The sequence below is a fragment of the Paraburkholderia phenazinium genome (genome assembly GCF_900142845.1).
Classification (GTDB): domain Bacteria; phylum Pseudomonadota; class Gammaproteobacteria; order Burkholderiales; family Burkholderiaceae; genus Paraburkholderia; species Paraburkholderia phenazinium_A.
The window spans coordinates 2,341,070-2,361,348 of record NZ_FSRU01000002.1 but is presented as its reverse complement, the minus strand read 5'-3'; the positions used below and the strand labels follow the sequence as shown (position 1 = coordinate 2,361,348).

At 64.6% G+C, this 20,279-nt stretch carries 18 protein-coding genes and 1 tRNA gene; 7 read left to right on the top strand and 12 right to left on the bottom strand.

The window, feature by feature from the left end; genetic code table 11:
* Positions 1–74: 74 nt before the first annotated feature.
* Positions 75–148 (bottom strand) — tRNA-Gly (locus BUS12_RS27545).
* A 711-nt stretch (positions 149–859) separates the two neighbouring features.
* Between BUS12_RS27545 and BUS12_RS27540 the strand changes: the two genes are divergently transcribed.
* Together BUS12_RS27540 and BUS12_RS27535 are read left to right on the top strand one after the other, a co-directional pair.
* Positions 860–1,732 (top strand): hypothetical protein, encoded by an 873-nt coding sequence (locus tag BUS12_RS27540; protein ID WP_074300543.1) that lies wholly within the window; start codon positions 860–862, stop codon positions 1,730–1,732.
* 194 nt (positions 1,733–1,926) lie between these two features.
* Entirely contained in the window at positions 1,927–4,944 is a 3,018-nt protein-coding gene (locus tag BUS12_RS27535) for an SEL1-like repeat protein (protein WP_143788476.1), read from the top strand.
* Between the two features lie 10 nt (positions 4,945–4,954).
* On the opposite strand, the gene BUS12_RS27530 is transcribed toward BUS12_RS27535, so the two are convergent.
* The 3 genes from BUS12_RS27530 to BUS12_RS27520 form a co-directional block, all read right to left on the bottom strand.
* The gene (locus BUS12_RS27530; RefSeq protein WP_074300542.1) at positions 4,955–5,518 is read right to left on the bottom strand and encodes a YggT family protein; all 564 of its coding nucleotides are present in this window, start codon (positions 5,516–5,518) and stop codon (positions 4,955–4,957) included.
* A 166-nt stretch (positions 5,519–5,684) separates the two neighbouring features.
* A complete protein-coding gene (locus BUS12_RS27525) occupies positions 5,685–6,005 on the bottom strand; it encodes an EthD family reductase (RefSeq protein ID WP_074300541.1) in 321 nt (106 codons plus the stop codon).
* Positions 6,006–6,082: 77 nt separating this feature from the next.
* The gene (locus BUS12_RS27520; RefSeq protein ID WP_074300540.1) at positions 6,083–7,048 is read right to left on the bottom strand and encodes a Rossmann-like and DUF2520 domain-containing protein; all 966 of its coding nucleotides are present in this window, start codon (positions 7,046–7,048) and stop codon (positions 6,083–6,085) included.
* A gap of 288 nt (positions 7,049–7,336) precedes the next feature.
* Between BUS12_RS27520 and BUS12_RS38980 the strand changes: the two genes are divergently transcribed.
* The 3 genes from BUS12_RS38980 to BUS12_RS27505 all read left to right on the top strand — a co-directional run bounded on the left by BUS12_RS38980 (position 7,337) and on the right by BUS12_RS27505 (position 9,346).
* Entirely contained in the window at positions 7,337–7,498 is a 162-nt protein-coding gene (locus tag BUS12_RS38980; RefSeq protein ID WP_171029713.1) for a hypothetical protein, read from the top strand.
* A gap of 396 nt (positions 7,499–7,894) precedes the next feature.
* Positions 7,895–8,203: a hypothetical protein gene (locus BUS12_RS27510; RefSeq protein WP_074300538.1), complete on the top strand. Its 309-nt coding sequence runs from the start codon at positions 7,895–7,897 to the stop codon at positions 8,201–8,203.
* Positions 8,204–8,380: 177 nt separating this feature from the next.
* Entirely contained in the window at positions 8,381–9,346 is a 966-nt protein-coding gene (locus BUS12_RS27505) for a threo-3-hydroxy-L-aspartate ammonia-lyase (RefSeq protein ID WP_074300537.1), read from the top strand.
* Between the two features lie 14 nt (positions 9,347–9,360).
* Here BUS12_RS27505 and BUS12_RS27500 read toward each other — a convergent pair whose 3' ends face one another.
* On the bottom strand, positions 9,361–10,929 hold the full coding sequence (locus BUS12_RS27500; RefSeq protein WP_074301737.1) for a UbiD family decarboxylase: 1,569 nt from the start codon (positions 10,927–10,929) through the stop codon (positions 9,361–9,363).
* 584 nt (positions 10,930–11,513) lie between these two features.
* Between BUS12_RS27500 and BUS12_RS27495 the strand changes: the two genes are divergently transcribed.
* Positions 11,514–12,662, top strand: coding sequence for a lytic transglycosylase domain-containing protein (locus BUS12_RS27495; protein WP_074300536.1), 1,149 nt, complete (start codon positions 11,514–11,516; stop codon positions 12,660–12,662).
* Between the two features lie 177 nt (positions 12,663–12,839).
* Here the strand turns inward: BUS12_RS27495 and BUS12_RS27490 are convergent, their stop codons facing one another.
* The 4 genes from BUS12_RS27490 to ribBA all read right to left on the bottom strand — a co-directional run bounded on the left by BUS12_RS27490 (position 12,840) and on the right by ribBA (position 16,389).
* Entirely contained in the window at positions 12,840–14,033 is a 1,194-nt protein-coding gene (locus BUS12_RS27490; protein WP_074300535.1) for a pyridoxal phosphate-dependent aminotransferase, read from the bottom strand.
* A 199-nt stretch (positions 14,034–14,232) separates the two neighbouring features.
* A complete protein-coding gene (gene nusB, locus BUS12_RS27480; RefSeq protein WP_074300533.1) occupies positions 14,233–14,667 on the bottom strand; it encodes a transcription antitermination factor NusB in 435 nt (144 codons plus the stop codon).
* Complete coding sequence (gene ribH, locus BUS12_RS27475) at positions 14,664–15,176, bottom strand: 6,7-dimethyl-8-ribityllumazine synthase (protein ID WP_074300532.1); 513 nt, start codon at positions 15,174–15,176, stop codon at positions 14,664–14,666. Before ribH ends, nusB begins: the two co-directional genes overlap by 4 nt.
* Before the next feature lie 76 nt (positions 15,177–15,252).
* Positions 15,253–16,389 (bottom strand): bifunctional 3,4-dihydroxy-2-butanone-4-phosphate synthase/GTP cyclohydrolase II, encoded by a 1,137-nt coding sequence (gene ribBA / locus BUS12_RS27470; protein WP_074300531.1) that lies wholly within the window; start codon positions 16,387–16,389, stop codon positions 15,253–15,255.
* A gap of 293 nt (positions 16,390–16,682) precedes the next feature.
* Here ribBA and BUS12_RS27465 point away from each other — a divergent pair, with 293 nt between their 5' ends.
* Complete coding sequence (locus BUS12_RS27465; protein ID WP_074300530.1) at positions 16,683–17,450, top strand: tetratricopeptide repeat protein; 768 nt, start codon at positions 16,683–16,685, stop codon at positions 17,448–17,450.
* Between the two features lie 298 nt (positions 17,451–17,748).
* Here BUS12_RS27465 and BUS12_RS27460 read toward each other — a convergent pair whose 3' ends face one another.
* The 3 genes from BUS12_RS27460 to BUS12_RS27450 form a co-directional block, all read right to left on the bottom strand.
* A complete protein-coding gene (locus BUS12_RS27460; protein ID WP_216352738.1) occupies positions 17,749–18,246 on the bottom strand; it encodes a cupin domain-containing protein in 498 nt (165 codons plus the stop codon).
* Positions 18,247–18,468: 222 nt separating this feature from the next.
* Positions 18,469–19,242, bottom strand: a complete 774-nt coding sequence (locus BUS12_RS27455; protein ID WP_074300528.1) for an ATP-binding cassette domain-containing protein — start codon at positions 19,240–19,242, stop codon at positions 18,469–18,471.
* The gene (locus tag BUS12_RS27450; protein WP_074300527.1) at positions 19,239–20,213 is read right to left on the bottom strand and encodes an ABC transporter permease subunit; all 975 of its coding nucleotides are present in this window, start codon (positions 20,211–20,213) and stop codon (positions 19,239–19,241) included. The genes BUS12_RS27455 and BUS12_RS27450 overlap by 4 nt, the downstream gene beginning before the upstream one ends.
* Positions 20,214–20,279: the final 66 nt, after the last annotated feature.

The window sequence follows — 20,279 nt, the reverse complement described above, 5'->3', positions numbered from 1 at the left end:
CGCCCTCAGTACGAAAAAGCCGCCTTCGTGGAGGCGGCTCTCGTGCTGGAATTCCGCTGACGGTCAGCTGAATGTGGAGCGGGCGATGGGAATCGAACCCACGGCTCTAGCTTGGGAAGCTAGGGTATTACCATTATACGACGCCCGCAGAGCGCGCTATTTTACGCGGGTTTGGGTCGTTTAGGCAAATCGGGCCTGGGTAGGCGGGGTGTAACGTGGGGCCGAAGCGGTTGGTTCGCTGGCGTCTCGTAGACGCTGTGGTGCGGAAACGCGCAGGTGTTGTCAACAGCAGCTTGCGGGCCGGCCGCCGTTAGCGGCCCCGGTGCGATTCGTTTTCTATAACTCCCTGAATTAACTAGCAATTCAACGACTACGAATCGTGTTCAGATCTCGCTCTTATAACCGATACGAATACACCGCCAATGCAACTAACTATCCATTGCATTGAACGATCTCGTTCGTCCGTTAATACCTTGATGGCGCGTGATAGAAGATAAATCAAAAAATTATCTAAAGCGCATACGTGTGCGACGAGAAGCGCATTCCTCGCCAAAGCACGCCACACCTTGCGTTACAGCTTAATTTATGCATTCAAGCCAAACCCCACAATAACAACGCCTCACCACAAATCTCAAAGATTTCGCACACAAGAATATTAAAGCCAGAAGAAATCCAGCCGTATACCTCCATAGCACCATTTCAATTTATTACACCAATCCGCATAGATGTGCATCTGTCAAGCGGATACCTGGAGTAATTCACCGAATACGTGCTGGCAGCAAACCATCGAGGTCAATCTAACTAACGGCATGCGATCGCGGACTTGAGAGGCCGCACCGGCCCAATAAAACAAACAGATATGAAAAACAAAGCAACACTGACGTTATCCCTGCTTGCATCGCTGGTTCTGGCGGCTTGCGGCGGGGGCGGGGGTTCCAATGCGTCGCCGACTGCCGCCACCAGCGCGTCGTCACCGTCGACGGCGAGCGCACCGGCAGCGAACTCGCCGGCTTCCACACCGACCGTGACCGGCGAGCAACTGCCGAGTCTGAGCAGCCCGCAAGCCGGCTCGACCGCGGCAACCGGCAACCGCGTGGAAGGGATCTGGTCGGTCACGTCCAGCGTCAACAAGACCACGGCCTTCGTCGATCCGCAAAACAATCTGTCGTACCTGAGCGTGCTGGGTACGACCGTCATGCAGGAGTTCTTCGGTGTCATCACGCCGGGCAGCTCGGCCTGGACATTGACGTCGGGCGGCCTGTTCAACCTGAATATCTACACGGCGGCAACGTCGGGCTCGGGGACTTTCACGGGCAATCAGGCGTTCAACGGCAGCTACGTCGAAGGCAGCAATACGGTGAACATCGGCTGGACCTACGATCCGGCGAATGCGCTTGCGGTGACCCAAGCCATGGTGGCGGGTACGTGGGCGGAAACCAATTCGTCCATCACGATCAGCAGCAGCGGCGCGGTTTCCGGCACGCTGAGCAACTGCCCGGTCTCCGGCACGATGCTGTTGGCTACTGCCGGGTCCAACCAGAATCTCTACACGCTGAACGTCACCACCGGCACGAATACGTCATGCCAAACGCCGAACGTGACGCTTTCGGGGAGCGCAGCGATTGTGTTCCTGCCGATCCAGTCCAGCTCGCTGTACCAGCGCACGATCCTCTACTCGCTGCACACGTCGAGCAACAGCGCTGTCGCCTATGGTCAGGTGTCGCCGCAATAAGCGAGGCGTGACCTGATCGCGTCGCCGTCGTTATATAAAGGCGGTGGTGCAAGCCGCTGCGCGCTGCATCTCGCGCAGCGTCCTTACCTGCCGTTGCAAGCCATCAAGTTTTTTCGCGGCGTGCCGATACCCTTGGGTTGGCACTGAATCGTGTGCCGGTTGCCGTTTGGACGGGACCCCTCCCACGAGATCGAATGAATCACACTATCGGCCGTTCGCGCGGCCTCGCGCTGCGCCGGCCCGTTCTGCACCGGCTTTACGTCTGTCTCATGGTCGCCCTGCCGGCGCTGTCTGCGCTCGACGCCGGCGCCATGCCGGCCGCCAGCACCGTTGGCACCTCCGCCTCCGCCAGCCCCGCAACATGGCTGCTATCCCAGACCCCAGGCACACCGTCGATCACAACGCGCGCGCCGCTCGCCGCGTTCAGCGATCCCACGACCCCATGCGCACTATCGAGCACGTACGCCGCATGGGCCGTTTCGCCGCTCGCCAAACCGGCGCAACTACTGGCGACCTGCGCTGCCGAAGCGGCCACCGGCCGTCTCGATGCACGGGCGCTCTATGCGCAGATGATCCTGTTCGGCGTGGCTACGCGGCCCGACACCGAGCGCGGCCTCGCGCTGCTTGAAGACGCCGCGCGCGACGGCTCCGGCGTCGCAGGGCGGTTGCTCGGCACGCTCTACCGGCAGGGTCTGCGGGTGCCGCAGGACTACGCGACGGCGCGTCGCTGGCTTGCGCTCGCGGCGGACGGCAGCGACGGTTTTGCGGCAGACACCCTCGGTTTGATGAACTACAGCGGCGAAGGCGCACCGGTCGATAACGTCGCGGCCTACGCCCTGTTCGCACGCGCCGCGGAGCACGGCGACCCGCACGGCGCGGCCAACGCCGGCCGTCTGATGATGAATGGCCAGGGCGTGCCGCGCGACGCCGCGGGCGCGGTCGTATGGTTCACGCGCAGCGCGGTGGGCGGCGACGCGGATGGCGAGTTCATGCTCGGACTCGCCTTGCTGCAAGGCAACGGCGTCGCGCAAGACGTGACGAAGGGCAGCGCGTGGGTGAGCGCCGCGGCGGCCCAGCATCACGTCGACGCGCAGGCCCTGCTGGGCGATCTCTACCTGAGCGGCACGGGACTGCCGCGCGACCCGAAACGGGGTTTCGCGCTGATGTCGAGCGCCGCGCACAGTGACGTGACCTACGCGCAGCGTCGGCTCGGCGACCTGTACGCGAACGGCATCGGCGTGGCGCGCAACGATGCGACTGCCCGCGCCTGGTATCGCAAGGCCGCGCTCGAAGGCGATCCGCACGCGCAGTTCGGTCTCGCGTTCGAGTATCGCAACGGCCGTGGCGGTCCGAAGGATCCGGCGGCGGCGATCGGCTGGATGCGCGGGGCGGCGGACGCCGGCGTGGCCGAGGCGCAGAACGATCTCGGCACGATGCTGCAGCATGGCGAGGGCGAGCCGCAGAACCTCGTCGAAGCAAAAACCTGGTACGAGAAAGCGGCCGCGCAGGGACTGGCGGTGGCCGATTTCAATCTTGCTTCTTTCGCGTACAGCGGCACAGGCACACCGCGCGATTACGCCGCCGCCTACCGGCTCGCGCGCGTCGGCGCCGAGCGCGGTAACCGCGAGGCGAGCGTGATGGTCGGCTCGCTGCTGTTCAAAGGCGATGGTGTGGCGGCGGATAAACGTGAGGCCGTCGCCTGGTATCGCAAGGCGGCGGATTTGGGAAGCGTCGATGCCGCGCGCGCCGTCGGCTGGGAGTATCTGACCGGCGTCAACGTGCCGCGCGATGTCGCGCTCGGCGAGCAGTATCTCGGCGCGGCGGCGCAAGCCGGCGACCCACAGGCGCAGCTTCTGTTCGGCGGTCATCTGGTCGATCGCAAGCAGGCGGGAGACGTTAGTGCCGGCGTGGCGTGGATGCAGAAGTCGGCCGCGCAGCACTACGCTCCGGCCTACCTCGCGTTGGGCCGTCTCTACTGGAACGGTCAGGGCGTGACGCCCGATCGCAGCGTGGCGCTCGACTGGTTCACGCGCGGCGCGCAAGCGAACCAGTCGGTGTCGCAAGCGGCCCTGTGCGGGGTGTATCTGGATGGCGTCGATGTGCCGCGCGACGTCTCGACGGCGACGCGCTGGTGTTCCGCCGCCGCGCGCAACGGCGATCTCCCGGCCACGCGCATTCTGGTGTTGGACCGACATCTGGCGGGCGTGGACGCCAGTGCCCGCGCTTACTGGATGTGGCGTCTCGCGAGCCATGGCGAAGCCCGCTACGAGTCCATGCTGGGCGACGCCTACGATCTGGGCAACGGTGTTCCCGTCGACTACGGCGCGGCCGTGTACTGGTTCCGCAAGGCCGCGGAGCAAGGCGACGTCTCGGCGCAGGGTTCGCTCGCGTGGCATCTGCTCACCGGACTCGGTGGCGAGCGCGATGAGCGCGAGGCGTTCGAATGGGCGAGCCGTGCGGCAAACGGCGGTCCGGAAGGCAAGGAGATGGTGGGCGCGGCCTATCTGTCCGGACGCGGCGTCGCGGCGGATGCGACGGCGAGCCGCGCGTGGTTCGAGAAAGCCGCGGCCGGTGGCGAGAGCTGGGCCGCCAGCGACATCGCGCGGCTCTACGAAATGGGCGCCGGCGTGCCGCATGACGATGGGGTCGCGCTGAGCTGGCATCGCAAGGCTGCGGCGAAGGGAGCCGATACGTCGGAGATCGCGTTGGCTCTGCGCGCGCTGGCCACGGGCGACGTGCAGGGTTTGAGCGCGAGCGAGGCGCATTGGCTGATGGACGACGCATCGTCGTCGGGCGGCACCGGCGGCACGGGCCACGCGAGCGACACGAGCGGCAACAACAGCGTCCCCGTGCGGCCAGGCGTGGGGGCCGAGGCCGAGTGGGCCGCGCTGTCGTGTTTGAACCAGGCCCTGCTGGGCGATGCGATGATGCAGTACGAACTTGGCGTTCGCTATCTGACCGGCGAGGGCATGACGCTGGACCGGGCGTTGGGCGATGCCTGGCTCAGACGCGCACAGGCGAGCTTCGCCGCCGAGCCCGGGTTCAGTGTGTACGCGCAGGCGACGCGGATCGTCGAAGCGCGGGTGGCGGCGCGTCTGAGCGCCGACGAGCGCGAACGCGCGGGCCGCCTCGCGGACCATCTGCTGGCGACCGTGCCGGGCAGTCTTGCGGCGGCGGTTTCGACGGGGACGGTGTCGGCGACCGCGTCATGACGACGACAACTCAGATGACGAAGTACGTCAGTTGCACGGCGGCCCGGGTGACGATCATCAACAGCACCTGGACGATCACGAACAACAGGATCGGCGACAGGTCGATGCCGCCGAGATTCGGCACCACGCGGCGCAGCGGATTCAGAAACGGCGCAGTGAGCTGAAACAGAATCGGCATAGCCGGCGAGCGCGGATTGAGCCACGACAGCAGCGCCATCAGGATGGTCAACCAGATGATCAGGTTGAGCCCCCACTTGACCACCGTCAGCAGCGCGACGATCAGCAAGGTTGGCCACAGCGCGAGCGGATCGACGCCGGTGACGGCCACCATCAGCACGACATAGACGACGGCGGCGATCAGCGCGGCGAGGATGCTCGCCCAATCGATGCTGCGGGTACTGGGCACGATGCGGCGCAGCGGCAGCACGATCCAGTTGGTGGCGTGCAGCACGGCGTTCGAGACCGGGTTATACGGCGGCAGGCGGACGACTTGCAGCCATGCGCGCAACAGCAGCGCCGCGCCGAACAGCGTGAAAACGGTATTGAGCAGAAAACGGGCGATATCGCCGAACATCTCAGGTCCTTTCCTTCAGGGTAGCGTCCGATGGGAACCGGACGCCGGGCGCCGGCTCGCCCCGATGGGCACGCCGGCGTGTTCATAAGTTCGCGTACTGTGCGCGTTGCCATCCGCTGCGCCGCCACGGCTGAAGCCGAAGCCGCGCTGTCCAATGCAAATCGAGCTAGACCGTGACCTTGATCTCGCTGATCAGGATCGAGCCGTTGCCGCCGTCGGTGTAGTTCGGGATGTCGGCAAGCAGGGTCTCGGAGGCCGGCTTGAAGACCGTGTAGAACGCCTCAATCGTGTCGAACAGGAAATGCCCGGCCGCGACGTAGGGCGGCGGCGTGCCCGGCGGCCCGGCATTGATGCCGATATCCACCGACCAGCCTTTGAGCACTGCCCCGAACAGCCTGGCCGCCAGCGGCATGTGCGTGCCGCAGTAATAGTCCACGTCGAATGTGCCGTTTTCGCGGTACGGATAGAGGATGCTGACCTTGATCATTATGCGTTCTCGTCGGTTGGTCCCGGAGCGAGGCGCAAGCGGATTGCGCGCTGCGCCGGTCGTCACATTATCACGGCTTACTTGACGCTAGTACCCGCCGGCGCCTGATTCAGCGAACGCGCGAGCGATTCTTCGACAGCGTCCGCGATGGCGTCGATCGTGGCCGGCGGCGTGGCGCGCCGGCGCGCGAGTGCAACCGCACGCCGGCTCATCAGGCCGTATAGCGCCGCGTGGTCGCCGCCCAGTCCTTCGAACAGCGCAAGCTGCTTGCGCACGACGCCCGTGTCGCCGCGCGAGATCGGGCCGGCGAGCGCGCCGGGCAAACCTCGGTCGCGGGCCGTCTGAAGCGTGCCGGACAGCATCGGCAAGAGCGCGCGCAACGCGTCCTCTTCGGCAAAACCGAGGGTGCGCCAGAGCGCCACGCATTCGGCGAGGCTGCACAGCGCAAAGCTCGCCGCGTAGTGGGCTGCGCCGTGGTAGAGCATGCGGCCGCCCGGCGGAATCGACAGCGGATGGCAGCGCAGCGCCACGGCGAGTGCCGTGAGGGCCTCCTTGAGCGCGCCGTCGGCCTCGATGGTGATCGAGCAGCCGCCGATCCGCTCCGTATCTGCGGGATCGCCGCTAAACAGGTACAGTGGGTGAAAACCACCGATCGACGCGCCCTGCGACTGTACCGGCGCGAGCAGTTCCACCGGCGAGGCGCCGCTGCAATGAACCAGCGCGCGCAGACGCCCGGCCGAGGCGGGTGCATCGGGAGAGTCGGGCGAACCAGGCGCGCAATTGAAGCGCAAAGTGTTCGCCGTCGTACCGATGCTGTCGTCGGGAACGGATAGAAAGACGATATCGGCGGCGTCGACGACCTGTTGCGGGTCGTCGTACGCCGCGCACTGGTCGATCTGGCCGGCGAGCCGGCGGGCCGATTCCAGCGTGCGGCTGGCAATGGCCGTGACCGGATAGCCGGCCTGGGTGAAGCCGAGCGCAAGGCAACGCGCAAGGCGCCCCGCGCCGATGAAGCCAAGACGCGGCAAGGAGGACTGGGACATGGTTCCTGCTCCGGGCGGCACAATGAATGTGAACGGAAAGCTGGAGTATCGCGCATTCAATAAGCGCTCGCGAGCCGGGGGCCGGATCCCCGGCCGAGCGGGTGGGACGAGGTGCGCCGCGACGGCCGTTTCCTCAGATCAATTTCTGCGCCGTATGGTGCGCACGACGGGTCATCCGCCCGCGCGACCCCTGTAGGCCCGGAAACTGCTCAGAATGAATTTGGTCGAAGAAGTGTGGGTTTGCTGTTGGCATTTTTTCTGTCTCGCAGTCAGATTCGGGAGGTCACTATGAGCATCTTTTCTTACCGAAAGCACTTGCGGTTCTTGACTCATTCGCAGCGCCGCCGCTGGTGGGATCAAAAAAAGCGCCTCACGCCACGTGTCAAGATCAGCGGGGCCTACGTGCCACCGAATGTGACCCGCGAATTCACCTATGTAAAAGTGGGTTGAAGATTTGTCCCCCAAAGGGTAAGAAATGCCCGGCCGTCGCGCCGGGCATTTTGCGTTTACGGCGCGGCTCGCAGATTGCCGTGTTTCGACCAGCCTTCAGTGCGGCGTAGATTGAAGTGAATTTGTAATTAAAGATTACCGGTCGCGGTGCTCCCGCGTTCCGCCAGCCGGTAAAGTCGCGCTCCGCGCACGCTATGGCCGCGCGCAAACCCTTAGTTTTCGAGACAGCGAGGCTGCCAGGCGTGGAGTCAGAGATTGCCGCGTATTTCAGCGTCTATACACCGATTGCAATTTGCAACAAATGTCCACAGCAGTGCCGATCCTTTTTCGATACATTGAATTCCATAGCATGCATGGTCATGCGACACGGTCATCCGGCCGCGCTTGGAGAAGAAAATGAAAAAGATCATTCCGTTTGTTGTTGCCGCTGCACTGGGTGTGGGGCTCGCCACCGCTGCGCAGGCGCACGTGTCCGTCGGTATCGGGATCGGCATTCCTGTGGCGCCGGCTTATCCGGTTTATGCCGCGCCACCGCCGGTGTATTACGCACCGCCGCCTCCGCCGGTCGTCTATGCGCCGCCGGTTGTCGTGGTGGGCGGTGGTTATGGCTACTACGGCTATCGCGGTCCGTACTACCACCGCGGCTATTACGGGCACGGGTATTACGGCCACGGTTACTACGGGCACGGCTACTATCGCCGCTAATCGTCGCGCATGCGACGCGCGCTGCAGGTGAGTGGCAGGTGTCAGTCACCTGAACCGCAGCGCATGAGGGATCGCAACGGCGTAACGCAGGCTTGATTGCCGCGTTACGCCGTTTTCGTTTTGCGGACGAAGCTGGGAGAATGCCTTCTTCTTTCCCTGCTTTGGAGTGCCCCGCCGATGCCAGTGCTCCCCGCTCCCACCTATGTCGACGTCGTCGATGCCGCTGCGCGTCTCGAGGGTGTCGCTCATCGCACGCCGGTCCTCACGTCCAGCACGGCCAATGAACGCACCGGTGCGTCGATCTACTTCAAATGCGAGAACTTCCAGCGCATGGGCGCGTTCAAGTTTCGCGGCGCCTATAACGCGCTGTCGCACTTCGACTATGCGCAGCGGGATGCCGGCGTCGTGACTTTTTCGTCGGGCAACCATGCCCAGGCCATCGCGCTGTCGGCGCAGCTCGAGGGCATGCGCGCGACGATCGTCATGCCGCACGACGCGCCCGCCGCGAAGGTGGCCGCGACGCAAGGCTACGGCGGCGAAGTGATCATCTACGACCGCTACAAGGAAAATCGCGAAGCGATCGGCCAGCGGCTCGCGCGCGAGCGCGGCATGACGCTGATTCCGCCGTATGACCATCCGCATGTGATCGCCGGGCAGGGGACGGCCGTGACGGAACTGCTCGCGCAAACCGGTCCGCTCGATCTGCTGTTCGTGTGTCTGGGCGGTGGTGGATTACTCGCCGGCAGCGCGCTGGCGGCGGCCGAGTTAAGCCCCGACTGCAAGGTGATCGGCGTCGAGCCGGAGGCCGGCAACGACGGCCAGCAGTCGCTGGCGCGTGGCGAGATTGTGCATATCGAAGTGCCGCACACCATCGCGGATGGCGCAGCGGCAACGCATCTGGGGCTGTACACCTTTCCGATCATCCAGCGTCTGGTGGAACAGGTGGTGACGGTGACGGATGCCCAGTTGATCGAGACGATGCGCTTTTTCGCGCAGCGCATGAAGATCGTTGTGGAGCCGACCGGTTGCCTCGCCGCCGCTGCGGTGATGAGCGGCATCGTGCCGGTGCAGGGCAAGCGGGTTGGCGTGCTGCTCAGCGGCGGCAATGTGGATCTGGCGCGGCTGGCGCAGTTTCTGGGCTGAATTCCGGGCTGAAACTACAGGCCCAACTCTGTCCACAACGTATCGACGCGCCGTTTCACCGCGGCGTCCATCTCGATCGGACGGCCCCATTCGCGATCGGTTTCGCCTGGCCATTTGTTGGTGGCGTCGAGGCCCATCTTCGAACCGAGTCCCGCGACCGGCGAGGCGAAATCCAGATAGTCGATCGGCGTACGGTCGACCAGCACCGTATCGCGTACCGGATCGATCCGCGTGGTGATGGCCCAGATCACTTCTTTCCAGTCGCGAATATTCACGTCCTCGTCCACCACGACGATGAACTTCGTGTACATGAATTGTCGCAAGAAACTCCACACGCCGAACATCACCCGTTTGGCATGTCCGGGGTAGCTTTTCTTCATCTGCACGATTGCCATCCGGTAGCTGCAACCTTCGGGCGGCAGATAGAAATCCGTGATCTCGGCAAACTGCTTCTGTAACAGCGGCACGAACACTTCGTTGAGCGCGACGCCCAGCACGGCGGGCTCGTCAGGCGGTTTGCCCGTGTAGGTGGAATGGTAGATCGCGTCGCGGCGCATCGTGATCCGCTCGACGGTGAACACCGGAAACCACTCCTGTTCGTTGTAGTAGCCGGTGTGATCGCCATAAGGACCTTCGAGCGCGTGTTCGTATGCGGCGCTTGCTCCTTTTGTAGGCCGTGGCGGCGCGCCGGCCGGCGCCGGCGCGGGGACGCCTTCCTGCGGATAGATGAAGCCTTCCAGAACGATCTCCGCGCGTGCCGGCACCTGCAGCGTGTCGACGCCCGGCGTGATGCACTTCGCGAGTTCGGTCCGGGCGCCGCGCAACAGGCCCGCGAACTGGTATTCGGAGAGCGTGTCGGGCACCGGCGTGACCGCGCCGAGGATGGTGGCCGGGTCGGCGCCGAGCACGACCGCGACCGGGTACGGCTTGCCCGGGTTCTGCAGCGCGAACTCGCGGAAATCGAGCGCGCCGCCGCGATGCGCGAGCCAGCGCATGATGAGTTTGTTACGGCCGATCAGTTGCTGGCGGTAAATGCCGAGGTTTTGGCGGCTCTTGTTCGGGCCGCGCGTGACCGTCAGGCCCCATGTAATCAACGGCCCTGCGTCGCCGGGCCAGCAGGTCTGGATCGGCAGCTTCGCGAGGTCCACGTCGGTGCCTTCCCAGACGATTTCCTGGCAGGGCGGGGCGTTCACCGTCTTGGGCGCCATGTCCCAGACCGCCTTGGCGAGCGAGATCAGCTTGCCGGCGTCCCTGAGGCCCTTGGGCGGCTCCGGCTCTTTCAGGGCCGACAACAGGCGGCCGACGTCGCGCAGCGACTCCAGCGCGCCGCTATCGCCGTCCTGCTCGCCGCTTTCGATCCCCATGCCGAGCGCGACGCGCCGCGGCGTGCCGAACAGGTTGCCGAGCACCGGGAACGCATGGCTCTGCCGGCTCTCAAACAGCAATGCCGGGCCGCCGGCGCGCAGCACGCGGTCGCATAGCTCGGTCATTTCCAGGACGGGCGAGACGTTTTGTGGGATACGGCGTAGTTCGCCTAGCGTCTCGAGACGGTCGACGAAGTCGCGCAGGTCTTTGTATTTCATCTGGTCCGGATACAGAGCCGCGCAGCGCGGCGGGAAAGTGGGGCGCGACAGCCAGGCAGCGCGCATGAACGATTGTCGATTTTACCTGCGTTGGTTAGCGCACGTTACGGCGCGAATCTGTAACTGACCTGAGAGGCGCGCAGCGCGCGGGTTTCCACCTGCTGAACACTGTTCGTTATTACAATTAGTTATACATTTGCGGTTCTATAGTGTTGACGATCTATTAAACCCTGCTAGAATCCGTCCACATTGGTTGCAGGGCGTGAACGTTTTTACCACCGCCCCCCGGTCCTTACGACGCAACGCGTCACCGCTTACCGACCCCCCTGCACGGTATTTGACGGCCTTTTTTGCAGTCCTCGCCAGCGCGACCTGACGCTGGTTTTTCGCGTGGGAGCCTTTGCGTGCGTGCTTTTTAGGCACGGCGCCGAGCAGTTCCGAGATGGCTCCCCACCGACGGTTATGCCGTATTCCCGACGCCGCTGCTGCCCTAACCAGAGCACGCGACGTCTTGACTCTGCGAACGTGTTTTGATGCCGGCTCGACCGGTGGGGTTCGCAGATCATGCAAGATGGGAGATCTGAATGAACGCCTGGTTAACGTGGCGTCCCGACGAGAAACTTGCGCAAGCCATGCGCGGTGTTTTGCGTCGCGGTACGCGTATGAGTCATCATCTGTTCAGCATTGTTGGCGGTTCCGCCATCCTGCTGGCGCTCGCGCTGTGGCTGATGCCCACCTGGCGCGGTACGCTGGCTGCCAAGCTGATGCCGGTCATTTCTGCCGCTGTGCAGGCCGGCCCCGCCCGTCTGTTGCAGGGCAACCCGCTGCCGTCGTTCGCGCCCTCCAACGGGGTGTCGTCCGACGATTCGCTGTCCGCCAATGCGGCCGGCAGCGACGCCAGCAATGGCGCAACCAGCAACACGAGCTATGACGGCGCCTTTGACGGCAGTGGCACGAGCGGTCTCGGCGTCACGGCGTTCAACGCGCTCGACCCGCATTCCGTGCAAAGCATCAGCGCGCTGGCGCGTCTGATTCCTTCGCAACGTGTGGCGGCCGACGCCCGCGACGACCGCGTGCTGGTCTCCACCCGCGAGCAGGATCTGGTGGCGTCCTATCTGGCGCGGCGCTATCGCGTCGCCCAGGAACCGGTGAGCGAACTCGTCAAGGCGGCGTTCGATACCGGCCGTGAAGTCGGACTCGATCCGCTGCTGCTGCTCTCCGTGATGGCGATCGAATCGGGCTTCAACCCGTATGCCGAAAGCGGCGTGGGGGCGCAGGGCCTGATGCAGGTCATGTCGAAGGTGCACTCGGATAAATTCCAGTATTTCGGCGGCGAAAGCGCCGCGCTCGATCCGCTTGCCAACATCAAGGTTGGGGCGCTCGTGCTGAAGGACTGCATCGCTCGCGGCGGTACATTGCCGGGCGGCCTGCGTCTCTATGTGGGCTCGACCACGCAGGACGACGGCGGTTATGGCGCGAAGGTGATGGCCGAACGTGGCCGTCTGCGCGACGTGGCACGTGGCCGCAAGGTGCCGATCAACGCACCGCAAGCGCCGGTCACGACCACTGCGTCGGTGGCGGCGCCGGCTAGCGGAGCGGCACCGGTCAAGCGTGTCCAGGTGACGCTCGATGCGGCGCATCCGCTGACCGCGACCACCCCGGTGAAGGCGCCGGAACAGGACGACGCCAGCACGGCGACCAAGCATGCTTCGACCTCGGAGCTGGGCGCCTGAATGGCGGCAGCGGCATCGCGGTAAAGGTCGTGCGTAGCACCGGCAGGACAAATAGGAAAGGCACCCGCGGGTGCCTTTTTTCATGCGGCGAAGTTTTTTGTTTTTGGCGGCGTGCTCGTGTTGCTTGACGAGCGCGCCGCTCGGCCGTTCGTCCGGTTCAGTCCCGCCTGGATCCGCTCAGCGCCCAAAGAACCCATGCAAACGCTCGACCGCCTCTTCGAGCTTCGAGTACGCGGTTGCATACGACAAGCGGATATACGAGCGCGGCGCATGATTGCCGAAGTCCATGCCCGGCACCAGCACCACACCTGCGTCGTGCAGCATGGCTTGGGTGAGCGCGGCGCTGTCGCCGGCGGCCGTGTGGGCGACCCGGCTGCAATCCGCGTACACATAGAAGGCGCCGTCCGGCATCACCGGTACTGAAAATCCGAGCGATTCGAGCGCCGGCGCGATGAAATCGCGGCGCCGCTTGAACTCGAGGCGGCGCGCTTCGTAGATCGCGAGCGTGTCCGCTTCGAAGCACGCGAGTGCCGCGTGCTGCGCAAGCGCCGAGGCGCAGATGAACAGGTTCTGCGCGAGCTTCTCGAACGCGCCCACCAGCGACGGCGGCACCACCAGCCAGCCGAGCCGCCAGCCTGTCATGTTGAAGTACTTCGAGAAGCTGTTGACGGTGATCACGTCCTCGCCGAACGACAGCGCGGAGACGGGCGGCGCGTCGTAGCTCAAGCCCTGATAGATTTCGTCGACGATCGTGAAGCCGCCGCGCGCGCGGACCGCTTCGACGATGCGCTTCAATTCCGCCGGTTCGATGGAGGTACCGGTGGGGTTCGACGGCGACGCGAGCAGCACGCCGCGCGTACGTTCGTTCCAGAGACGCTCGACATCCGCGGCGGTCAGCTGGAAGCGCTCGGCCGGGCCGCTCGGCACCAGCACCGGCTTGCCTTCCGCGGCGGCGACGAAGTGCCGGTTGCACGGATAGCAGGGATCGGGCATCAGCACTTCATCGTCACGGTCGACCAGCGCTGCGCACGCGAGCAAGAGCGCGGCCGAAGCGCCGGCGGTGACCACGATGCGCGCCGGATCGACGCGAATGCCGTAGGCCTGCGCGTAGTGTCCGGCAATCGCCTCGCGCAATGCGTGCAGTCCGAGCGCACTGGTGTACTGAGTGACGCCGCGGCGCAGCGCGCTCGCGGCAGCTTCGATGACCGGCTCGGGGGCGGTGAAATCGGGCTCGCCGATGCCCATGTGGATGATGTCGCGTCCCTCGCGCTCCAGCAGGGCGGCTTCCTTCGCCAGTTCCATCACGTAGAAAGGCTGGATGGCGTCGACACGCGCAGCAAGCCGCACCAATGGTTCGGTCACGGAGTTCATACAGTAAGTGCGGTTTCAAGGGCTTGGCGCGCCTGGCGCATATGGTTCCCGGTGCGGTGCAGTCCGGCTGGGTCCGGCCCGATCCGGCGCGGCGCAGTGCAACCGGGGCGACCCCGCCCGCTGCCTGCCGCCGGAGCGACACGCTGCGGAAGATTGCCCGCAGCGCGTCGCTCCGGCGGGCCGGTCCGCGTGCGACCGCCTAGCGCTTGCGGGCCGCCTGTGTTTCGTCGGCGCGCAGTTGCGCCGCCAGCTTGTCCAGCACGCCGTTCACGTACTTGTAGCCATCCGCGCCGCCAAACGTCTTGGCGAGTTCGACGGCTTCGTTGATCACCACGCGGTACGGAATGTCGACGTGATTCTTCAGCTCGAATGCCGCGACGAGCAGCACCGCCCGTTCGACCGGCGAAAGCTGGTCGATGGGACGGTCGAGGCACGGCGCGATGTCGGCCGACAGCGCTTCCGAGTCGCGGATCACGCCGTGCAGCAGCGCGTCCAGGTGCTCGTGATCCGCCTTGTCGAAGCCCTGCGCGCCGCGCAACTGCGCGTCGATCTCGCCGCCGGGCGCGCCCGACAGCAGCCACTGATACAGCCCCTGCGTGGCCAGTTCGCGGGAACGTCGGCGAGCGCTCTTCATGCCTGTTCCTCTTCGTCGTCCTCGTCTTCCTCTTCGTCGTCGCCGCCGAGTTGCTCGAGCGCGACCGCGAGGTTAGCCATTTCGACGGCCACGCGAGCGGCGTCACGACCTTTTTCGGTCATGCGCGCGACGGCTTGCTCGTCGTTTTCGGTGGTCAGCACCGCGTTGGCGACGGGAATGCCGAAGTCGAGGCCGATGCGCGTGATGCCGGCGCCGCTTTCGTTCGACACCAGTTCAAAGTGGTACGTCTCGCCGCGAATCACCGCGCCGAGCGCGATTAGCGCGTCGAACTGGGCGCTTTCGGCGAGCTTTTGCAGCGCCAGCGGGATTTCCAGCGCGCCCGGCACGGTGACGAGCAGCACGTCTTCACCGGTGACGCCGAGGCGTTCGAGTTCTTCGATGCACGAATCCGCGAGGCCGTTGCAGACGGGCTCGTTAAAGCGCGCCTGAACGATGCCGATACGCAGGCCGTCGCCGTCGAGGTTCGGTTGGTATTGTCCGATTTCCATAGTCAGTCCGTAGTGTTGTTTGAGTAAGCGCTAATGCGCGTGAATGGTCGGATCAGCTTTGCGCCGCGGGCGCCGGTCAAGGCGTTTGCGGCGTCTGGGCAGGGCAGCCCGGCATCGGCACGAAGCCGGTGACTTCGAGACCGTAGCCCGACATGCTGCCCAGCTTGCGCGGGTTCGACAGCACCTGCATCTTGCCGACACCCAGTTCGCGCAATATCTGCGCGCCGATGCCGTAGGTCTTGAAGTCGACCGGGCGGCGCTTGAGTGCGTCGGCCCTGTCTTTCGAATCGAACGCCTTGAAGACGTCGATCAGGTGATCTTTCGAATCGCCGCAGTTCAGCAGCACGACCACGCCGAGCTCGCGTTCCGCGATTTCTTTCATGGCGGCGTCCAGCGTCCACGAGTGGGTGGACGTGCTGACTTCGAGCAGGTCCAGTACCGAGAGCGGCTCATGCACCCGCACCGGCGTGTCCTGCTCCGGCGTGGGCGTGCCGCGCACCAGTGCGATGTGCGGCTGGCCGCTCGGCTGGTCGAGGTACATGACCGCGCGGAACGGGCCGTGCGCGGTCTGCATGGTGCGCTCGCAGATCCGCTCCACGATCGATTCGGTGCGGCTGCGGTAGTGAATCAGGTCGGCGATGGTGCCGATCTTCAGGCCGTGCTCCTGCGCGAACTCCATCAGGTCGGGCAGGCGCGCCATCGTGCCGTCGTCCTTGATGATCTCGCAGATCACCGCCGCAGGCGTGAGCCCCGCCAGCGCCGTGAAATCGCAGCCGGCTTCGGTGTGGCCGGCGCGCACCAGCACGCCGCCGGGCTGCGCCATGATCGGGAACACGTGACCGGGCTGCACGATATGTTCGGCCCGCGCGTCGTGCGCGACGGCGGCGAGGATCGTGCGGGCGCGGTCCGCCGCCGAAATGCCCGTGGTGACGCCTTCAGCCGCCTCGATACTGACGGTGAACGCCGTGCCGTATTGCGTGCCGTTGCGGTACGTCATGAGCGGCAGGTTCAGCAGCTTGCAGCGTTCCTGGGTGAGCGTCAGGCAGACGAGCCCCCGGCCGTAGCGGGCCATGAAGTTGATCGCTTCCGGCGTGACGAATTCGGCGGCGATCACGAGGTCGCCCTCGTTTTCGCGGTCTTCTTCGTCGACGAGTATCACCATCCGACCGGCTTTCAGTTCGGCGATGATCTCAAGTGTGGAGGAGAGCGTCATGTTGGCGAGAGTTTCGGGAAAGCGCGTATTTTACGCCACGCGCGAGTCCGCGTCGTTCCCCCGAACGGGATAGGCCGTTTGGCGGGCCTGCGAAGGGGTTCGGCGGCCCTCGCACACCGGTCGGAACATCGCTCTACCCGGTCTTCGGTAGACTATGGGCTCTGCAATGCAGCAAATCGACGGATTGCGTTCCGTCGAGGGGCGTCGATCTTCTCCGCGTCCCCGTGGTGGCTGCGCGTCTTCGTCCGGCGCGGCCGTTTATCGCTTCGCCCTGGGCCTCAAGTCGAATCAATATGTCATTTTTCGGAATCGGTCTTCACGTCATTGTTGCGCTGTTCTTTGCAGTGCACGTGGTGCGTACTCAGCAGAACATGTACTGGCTGTTGCTGCTGTTCGCTTTTCCGCTGCTCGGCAGTCTCGTGTATCTGTTTGCGATCTATTTGCCGAGCCTGCGGCAGTCGCGGGGGGCTCGGGCTGCCTCGCGGGCTATTACGCAGTTGGTGGATCCTAATCGTGCTGTGCGCGAGGCGCGGGTTAACTTCGATCGGGCGCCTACTGTCGAGCATCGGATGCGGTTGGGGGCGGCTTTGCTTGAGGCCGGTCAGCCGGATGAAGCGCTCGAGCATTATCAGGCGGCTGCGAATGGGCCTTTTGCTACCGATCCTGCTTTGCTGTTGGGGATGGCCAAGGCTCAGTTTGCTGTTGGGCAGTATGCTGCTGCGGATGCCAGCCTCGGGCGGTTGTTTGCGGCTAATTCGCAGGCTCGGCAGCAGCCTGAATCTGCTCTGTTGTACGCGCGGACGCTCGCTGCGCTTGGTTCGCCCGCGGCGCGGGCCGCTTTTGAGCAGGCGCTTGCCTGTGCCAGTGATGCCGCTCCGCGGTGTTTGTTTGCCGATTGGCTCGCGGCACAAGGGGATGAGTTGGATCGCCAGCGGGCTAATAGTCTGTATGCCGAGATCGCTCAAGATGCACGGCATTGGCCGCGTCATGCGCGGGAGCATAATCGGGAGTGGTTGATGCGGGCGCAGGCTGCTCTGGCAGGGGCCGGGGCGAGGCGGTGATTTACCTTCGCTTTTCGGTTGTTTACCTACGGTGTTGGCCTTTACTTGCTTGGTTAGTGGTCTATTGGCGTTGCCCCTGTGCGGGGCGGCACTTACTTTCTTTGCCGCCGCAAAGAAAGTAAGCAAAGAAAGCGGGCTCACACCGCTAGCTCGTAGGTGTCCACCTCTGTTTGGCCGCCCAGAGTGGTCCGAGACGAGGGCCGCCCTCGCGTTTTCCCGCGTAGTGACAAGGCCGTCATCCGCTCCAGCGTTGCGCTTCGCGCTCCGCCGTTGGGTTTGCTACGCGGCTGGCGCTTTTTTATACCGTCCTCGCCAGCGGTTTGTCCGGCTCCGCCAAACGGATGTCCACCGGGCCTATTCCGCAAATCGCTATCGTCGCCGGTTCCGCCCCGCCCCGCGGCACGCCGTCATAGTGCCACGTGCGCGCTATGCGGCGCACAAAGGTGCCGGCTTTCACCGGGACCGTGTGTCCCGGGTCGAAGTCCACCCCGCTGTTAATCCACCACGTACCCGATATCACCACGCACAGTCGATCCGTCGCGTAGCTGTGCGGCGCACTCATGTATCCCGGATGCCAGCGTAACAGCGCGTAGTAAATGCCCTCCCTCCCCGGGTTGCTGTACAGGAACGCACTCTCCACACTCTTCGGCGGTGCCCCATCCTGTCCCACGAATTTGATGTCCTCCGGCAACGTGTACATCGTCTCGCTTGTGTCGATCGGGCTCGCCTCCGTTCCCCCCGCCACCAACAACGATGCCATTCCACCCAGCAGCGCGAGCATCTCGCGTCGGTTCATGCCGTCTCCCGCCATCTAGACTCTCCTTGTCCATCGTCAGTGGTGTCCAGCTCGCCACGCCGGCCGCGTTCGTTTCACTCGCTGTCGCCGGGCGAATATCACTATAGGTCAACCGTCCGCGGACGGTCTGCGAGGAGGGCATTCGCGGTTGCTTGTGTGGCCGTGCCTGCTGCCAGGCATCTATGGGCGGTCACGGGTGCCTATTAGATGCGTGTTCTTCGTCTAATGGCTCGCGTCGCCTGGATTTACGTACGTGTCGCCGACCATCAAATGCACGATCTCGTCGCCGTTGGTTTGTGGGACCTGCCGTTCGCCCGCCACTTCGCCGCGTCGCAGTACGACGATGCGATCCGCAATCGCGAAGATGTCGTGCAGGTTGTGCGAGATCAGGATCACCGAGACGCCCTCGGCCTTCAACGTCGCAATCAGCTCCATCACCTTGCGCTGCTCCGGCACGCCCAGCGCCGCCGTGGGCTCGTCCATGATCAGCACCCGGGCATTCCAGTAGATCGCCCGGCCAATCGCAATGGCCTGGCGTTGGCCGCCCGAGAGCATCTTCACCGGTCCACCCAGCTTGCGCTCAGGTATCACAATGTCCAGGCGCTTCAGCACCTCGCGCGCCACCTGCGCCATGCGCGGCCGGTCGATCACCTGGAAGCCCAGTTGCCGGCGCGTCGGTTCGCGTCCCAGGAAAATGTTGCTGCCGACGTCCAGGTTGTCGGCCAGCGCAAGATCCTGATAGATCGTCTCGATCCCCTGCGCCCGCGCGTCCTGCGGATCGCGCATTTGCAACGGCGCGCCGTCGAACAGCAGGTCGCCCTGATCGGCCCGGTACACGCCCGAAATGATCTTGATCAACGTCGACTTGCCCGCGCCGTTGTCGCCGGCCAGCGCCAGCACCTCGCCCGGCATCAGTCGCAACGACACGTGCTTGAGCGCCTCCACCCCGCCAAAGCGGATCGAGACGTCGCGCACTTCAAGGATCGGTGTGCTCATTGCGCGCCCCCCAGACGGTCCTTGTATTGATCGATCAGCACCGACAGGATGATCACGATGCCCACCACGATGAATTGCCAGAACGCATTGACGTCGATAAACACCAGCCCGAACTGGATCACCGCAATGATCAACGCGCCGATCAGCGTCCCCACCACATTGCCGGTCCCGCCAAACAGGCTCGCGCCGCCAATCACCACCGCCGCGATCGAATCGAGCAGCATCGGCTCGCCTGCGTTGGCGGCGCCGGCCGCGAAACGCGCGGTATAGATGATGCCGCCGATCGCGGCGAACGCTGCAGCGATCAGATACACCACCAGCAGGTGACGCTTGACGTTGATGCCGGCTCGCACCGCCGATTGCGGGTTGCCGCCAATCGCGTAGGTGTACTGGCCAAAACGCGTTTTCGAGAGCAGCAGATGCATGACGATCAGCAACACCGCCGTCAGCACGACCGGCGTCCAGCCGGCGCCAAGCCAGACGAGGCCCGCGTTGTCCACCGAGACGGTCATGCCGCTGCCGGCCGCGAGAAAGCCCGCGCCTCGCGCCACGCCGTACATGCCGAGCGTGCCGATAAAGGCCGGCACGCCAAGCCACGCAATCAGCACGCCGTTGACCAGCCCGGGAATCAGGCAGACCAAGATGGTGAGCGGGATGGACACGATCAGGATCCACGGCGAGCCGCTGCCGAACAGCGTGAACTGTGCGACGCAAACGGCCGCGAGTCCCATCACGAAGCCCGCGGACAGATCGATGCCGGCCGTGATGATCACGAAGGTCTGGCCGATGGCCAACAGCAGCGGGGCAGCGGCCGCAAGACCGATCGACTGCAGGTTGTAGGCGTTGAAAAGAAACGACCGATGAGCCGAGACCTGCGCATACGCCTCGAAAAAAACGAGCAGGGCGCACAGGAACAGCCACGGCCACAGCTTGGTAATCAGCGCGATCTTGTCGAGACGCGAGCTATCCATGGCGTTATCCGCGTTATCAGGAGCAGAACCCGCGTGCGCAGCCGCGCACGCAGGGAGGACGGACGT

What these genes read in the sequence shown, in the direction of transcription:
- BUS12_RS27500 (WP_074301737.1), bottom strand. Translation starts at nt 10,929, where the DNA reads ATGAAATACAAAGACCTGCGCGACTTCGTCGACCGTCTCGAGACGCTA.
- ribH (WP_074300532.1), bottom strand. Translation starts at nt 15,176, where the DNA reads ATGGAAATCGGACAATACCAACCGAACCTCGACGGCGACGGCCTGCGT.
- BUS12_RS27465 (WP_074300530.1), top strand. Translation starts at nt 16,683, where the DNA reads ATGTCATTTTTCGGAATCGGTCTTCACGTCATTGTTGCGCTGTTCTTT.
- BUS12_RS38980 (WP_171029713.1), top strand. Translation starts at nt 7,337, where the DNA reads ATGAGCATCTTTTCTTACCGAAAGCACTTGCGGTTCTTGACTCATTCG.
- ribBA (WP_074300531.1), bottom strand. Translation starts at nt 16,389, where the DNA reads ATGACGCTCTCCTCCACACTTGAGATCATCGCCGAACTGAAAGCCGGT.
- BUS12_RS27450 (WP_074300527.1), bottom strand. Translation starts at nt 20,213, where the DNA reads ATGGATAGCTCGCGTCTCGACAAGATCGCGCTGATTACCAAGCTGTGG.
- BUS12_RS27490 (WP_074300535.1), bottom strand. Translation starts at nt 14,033, where the DNA reads ATGAACTCCGTGACCGAACCATTGGTGCGGCTTGCTGCGCGTGTCGAC.
- BUS12_RS27535 (WP_143788476.1), top strand. Translation starts at nt 1,927, where the DNA reads ATGAATCACACTATCGGCCGTTCGCGCGGCCTCGCGCTGCGCCGGCCC.
- BUS12_RS27455 (WP_074300528.1), bottom strand. Translation starts at nt 19,242, where the DNA reads ATGAGCACACCGATCCTTGAAGTGCGCGACGTCTCGATCCGCTTTGGC.
- BUS12_RS27530 (WP_074300542.1), bottom strand. Translation starts at nt 5,518, where the DNA reads ATGTTCGGCGATATCGCCCGTTTTCTGCTCAATACCGTTTTCACGCTG.
- BUS12_RS27540 (WP_074300543.1), top strand. Translation starts at nt 860, where the DNA reads ATGAAAAACAAAGCAACACTGACGTTATCCCTGCTTGCATCGCTGGTT.
- BUS12_RS27495 (WP_074300536.1), top strand. Translation starts at nt 11,514, where the DNA reads ATGAACGCCTGGTTAACGTGGCGTCCCGACGAGAAACTTGCGCAAGCC.
- BUS12_RS27510 (WP_074300538.1), top strand. Translation starts at nt 7,895, where the DNA reads ATGAAAAAGATCATTCCGTTTGTTGTTGCCGCTGCACTGGGTGTGGGG.
- nusB (WP_074300533.1), bottom strand. Translation starts at nt 14,667, where the DNA reads ATGAAGAGCGCTCGCCGACGTTCCCGCGAACTGGCCACGCAGGGGCTG.
- BUS12_RS27460 (WP_216352738.1), bottom strand. Translation starts at nt 18,246, where the DNA reads ATGAACCGACGCGAGATGCTCGCGCTGCTGGGTGGAATGGCATCGTTG.
- BUS12_RS27505 (WP_074300537.1), top strand. Translation starts at nt 8,381, where the DNA reads ATGCCAGTGCTCCCCGCTCCCACCTATGTCGACGTCGTCGATGCCGCT.
- BUS12_RS27520 (WP_074300540.1), bottom strand. Translation starts at nt 7,048, where the DNA reads ATGTCCCAGTCCTCCTTGCCGCGTCTTGGCTTCATCGGCGCGGGGCGC.
- BUS12_RS27525 (WP_074300541.1), bottom strand. Translation starts at nt 6,005, where the DNA reads ATGATCAAGGTCAGCATCCTCTATCCGTACCGCGAAAACGGCACATTC.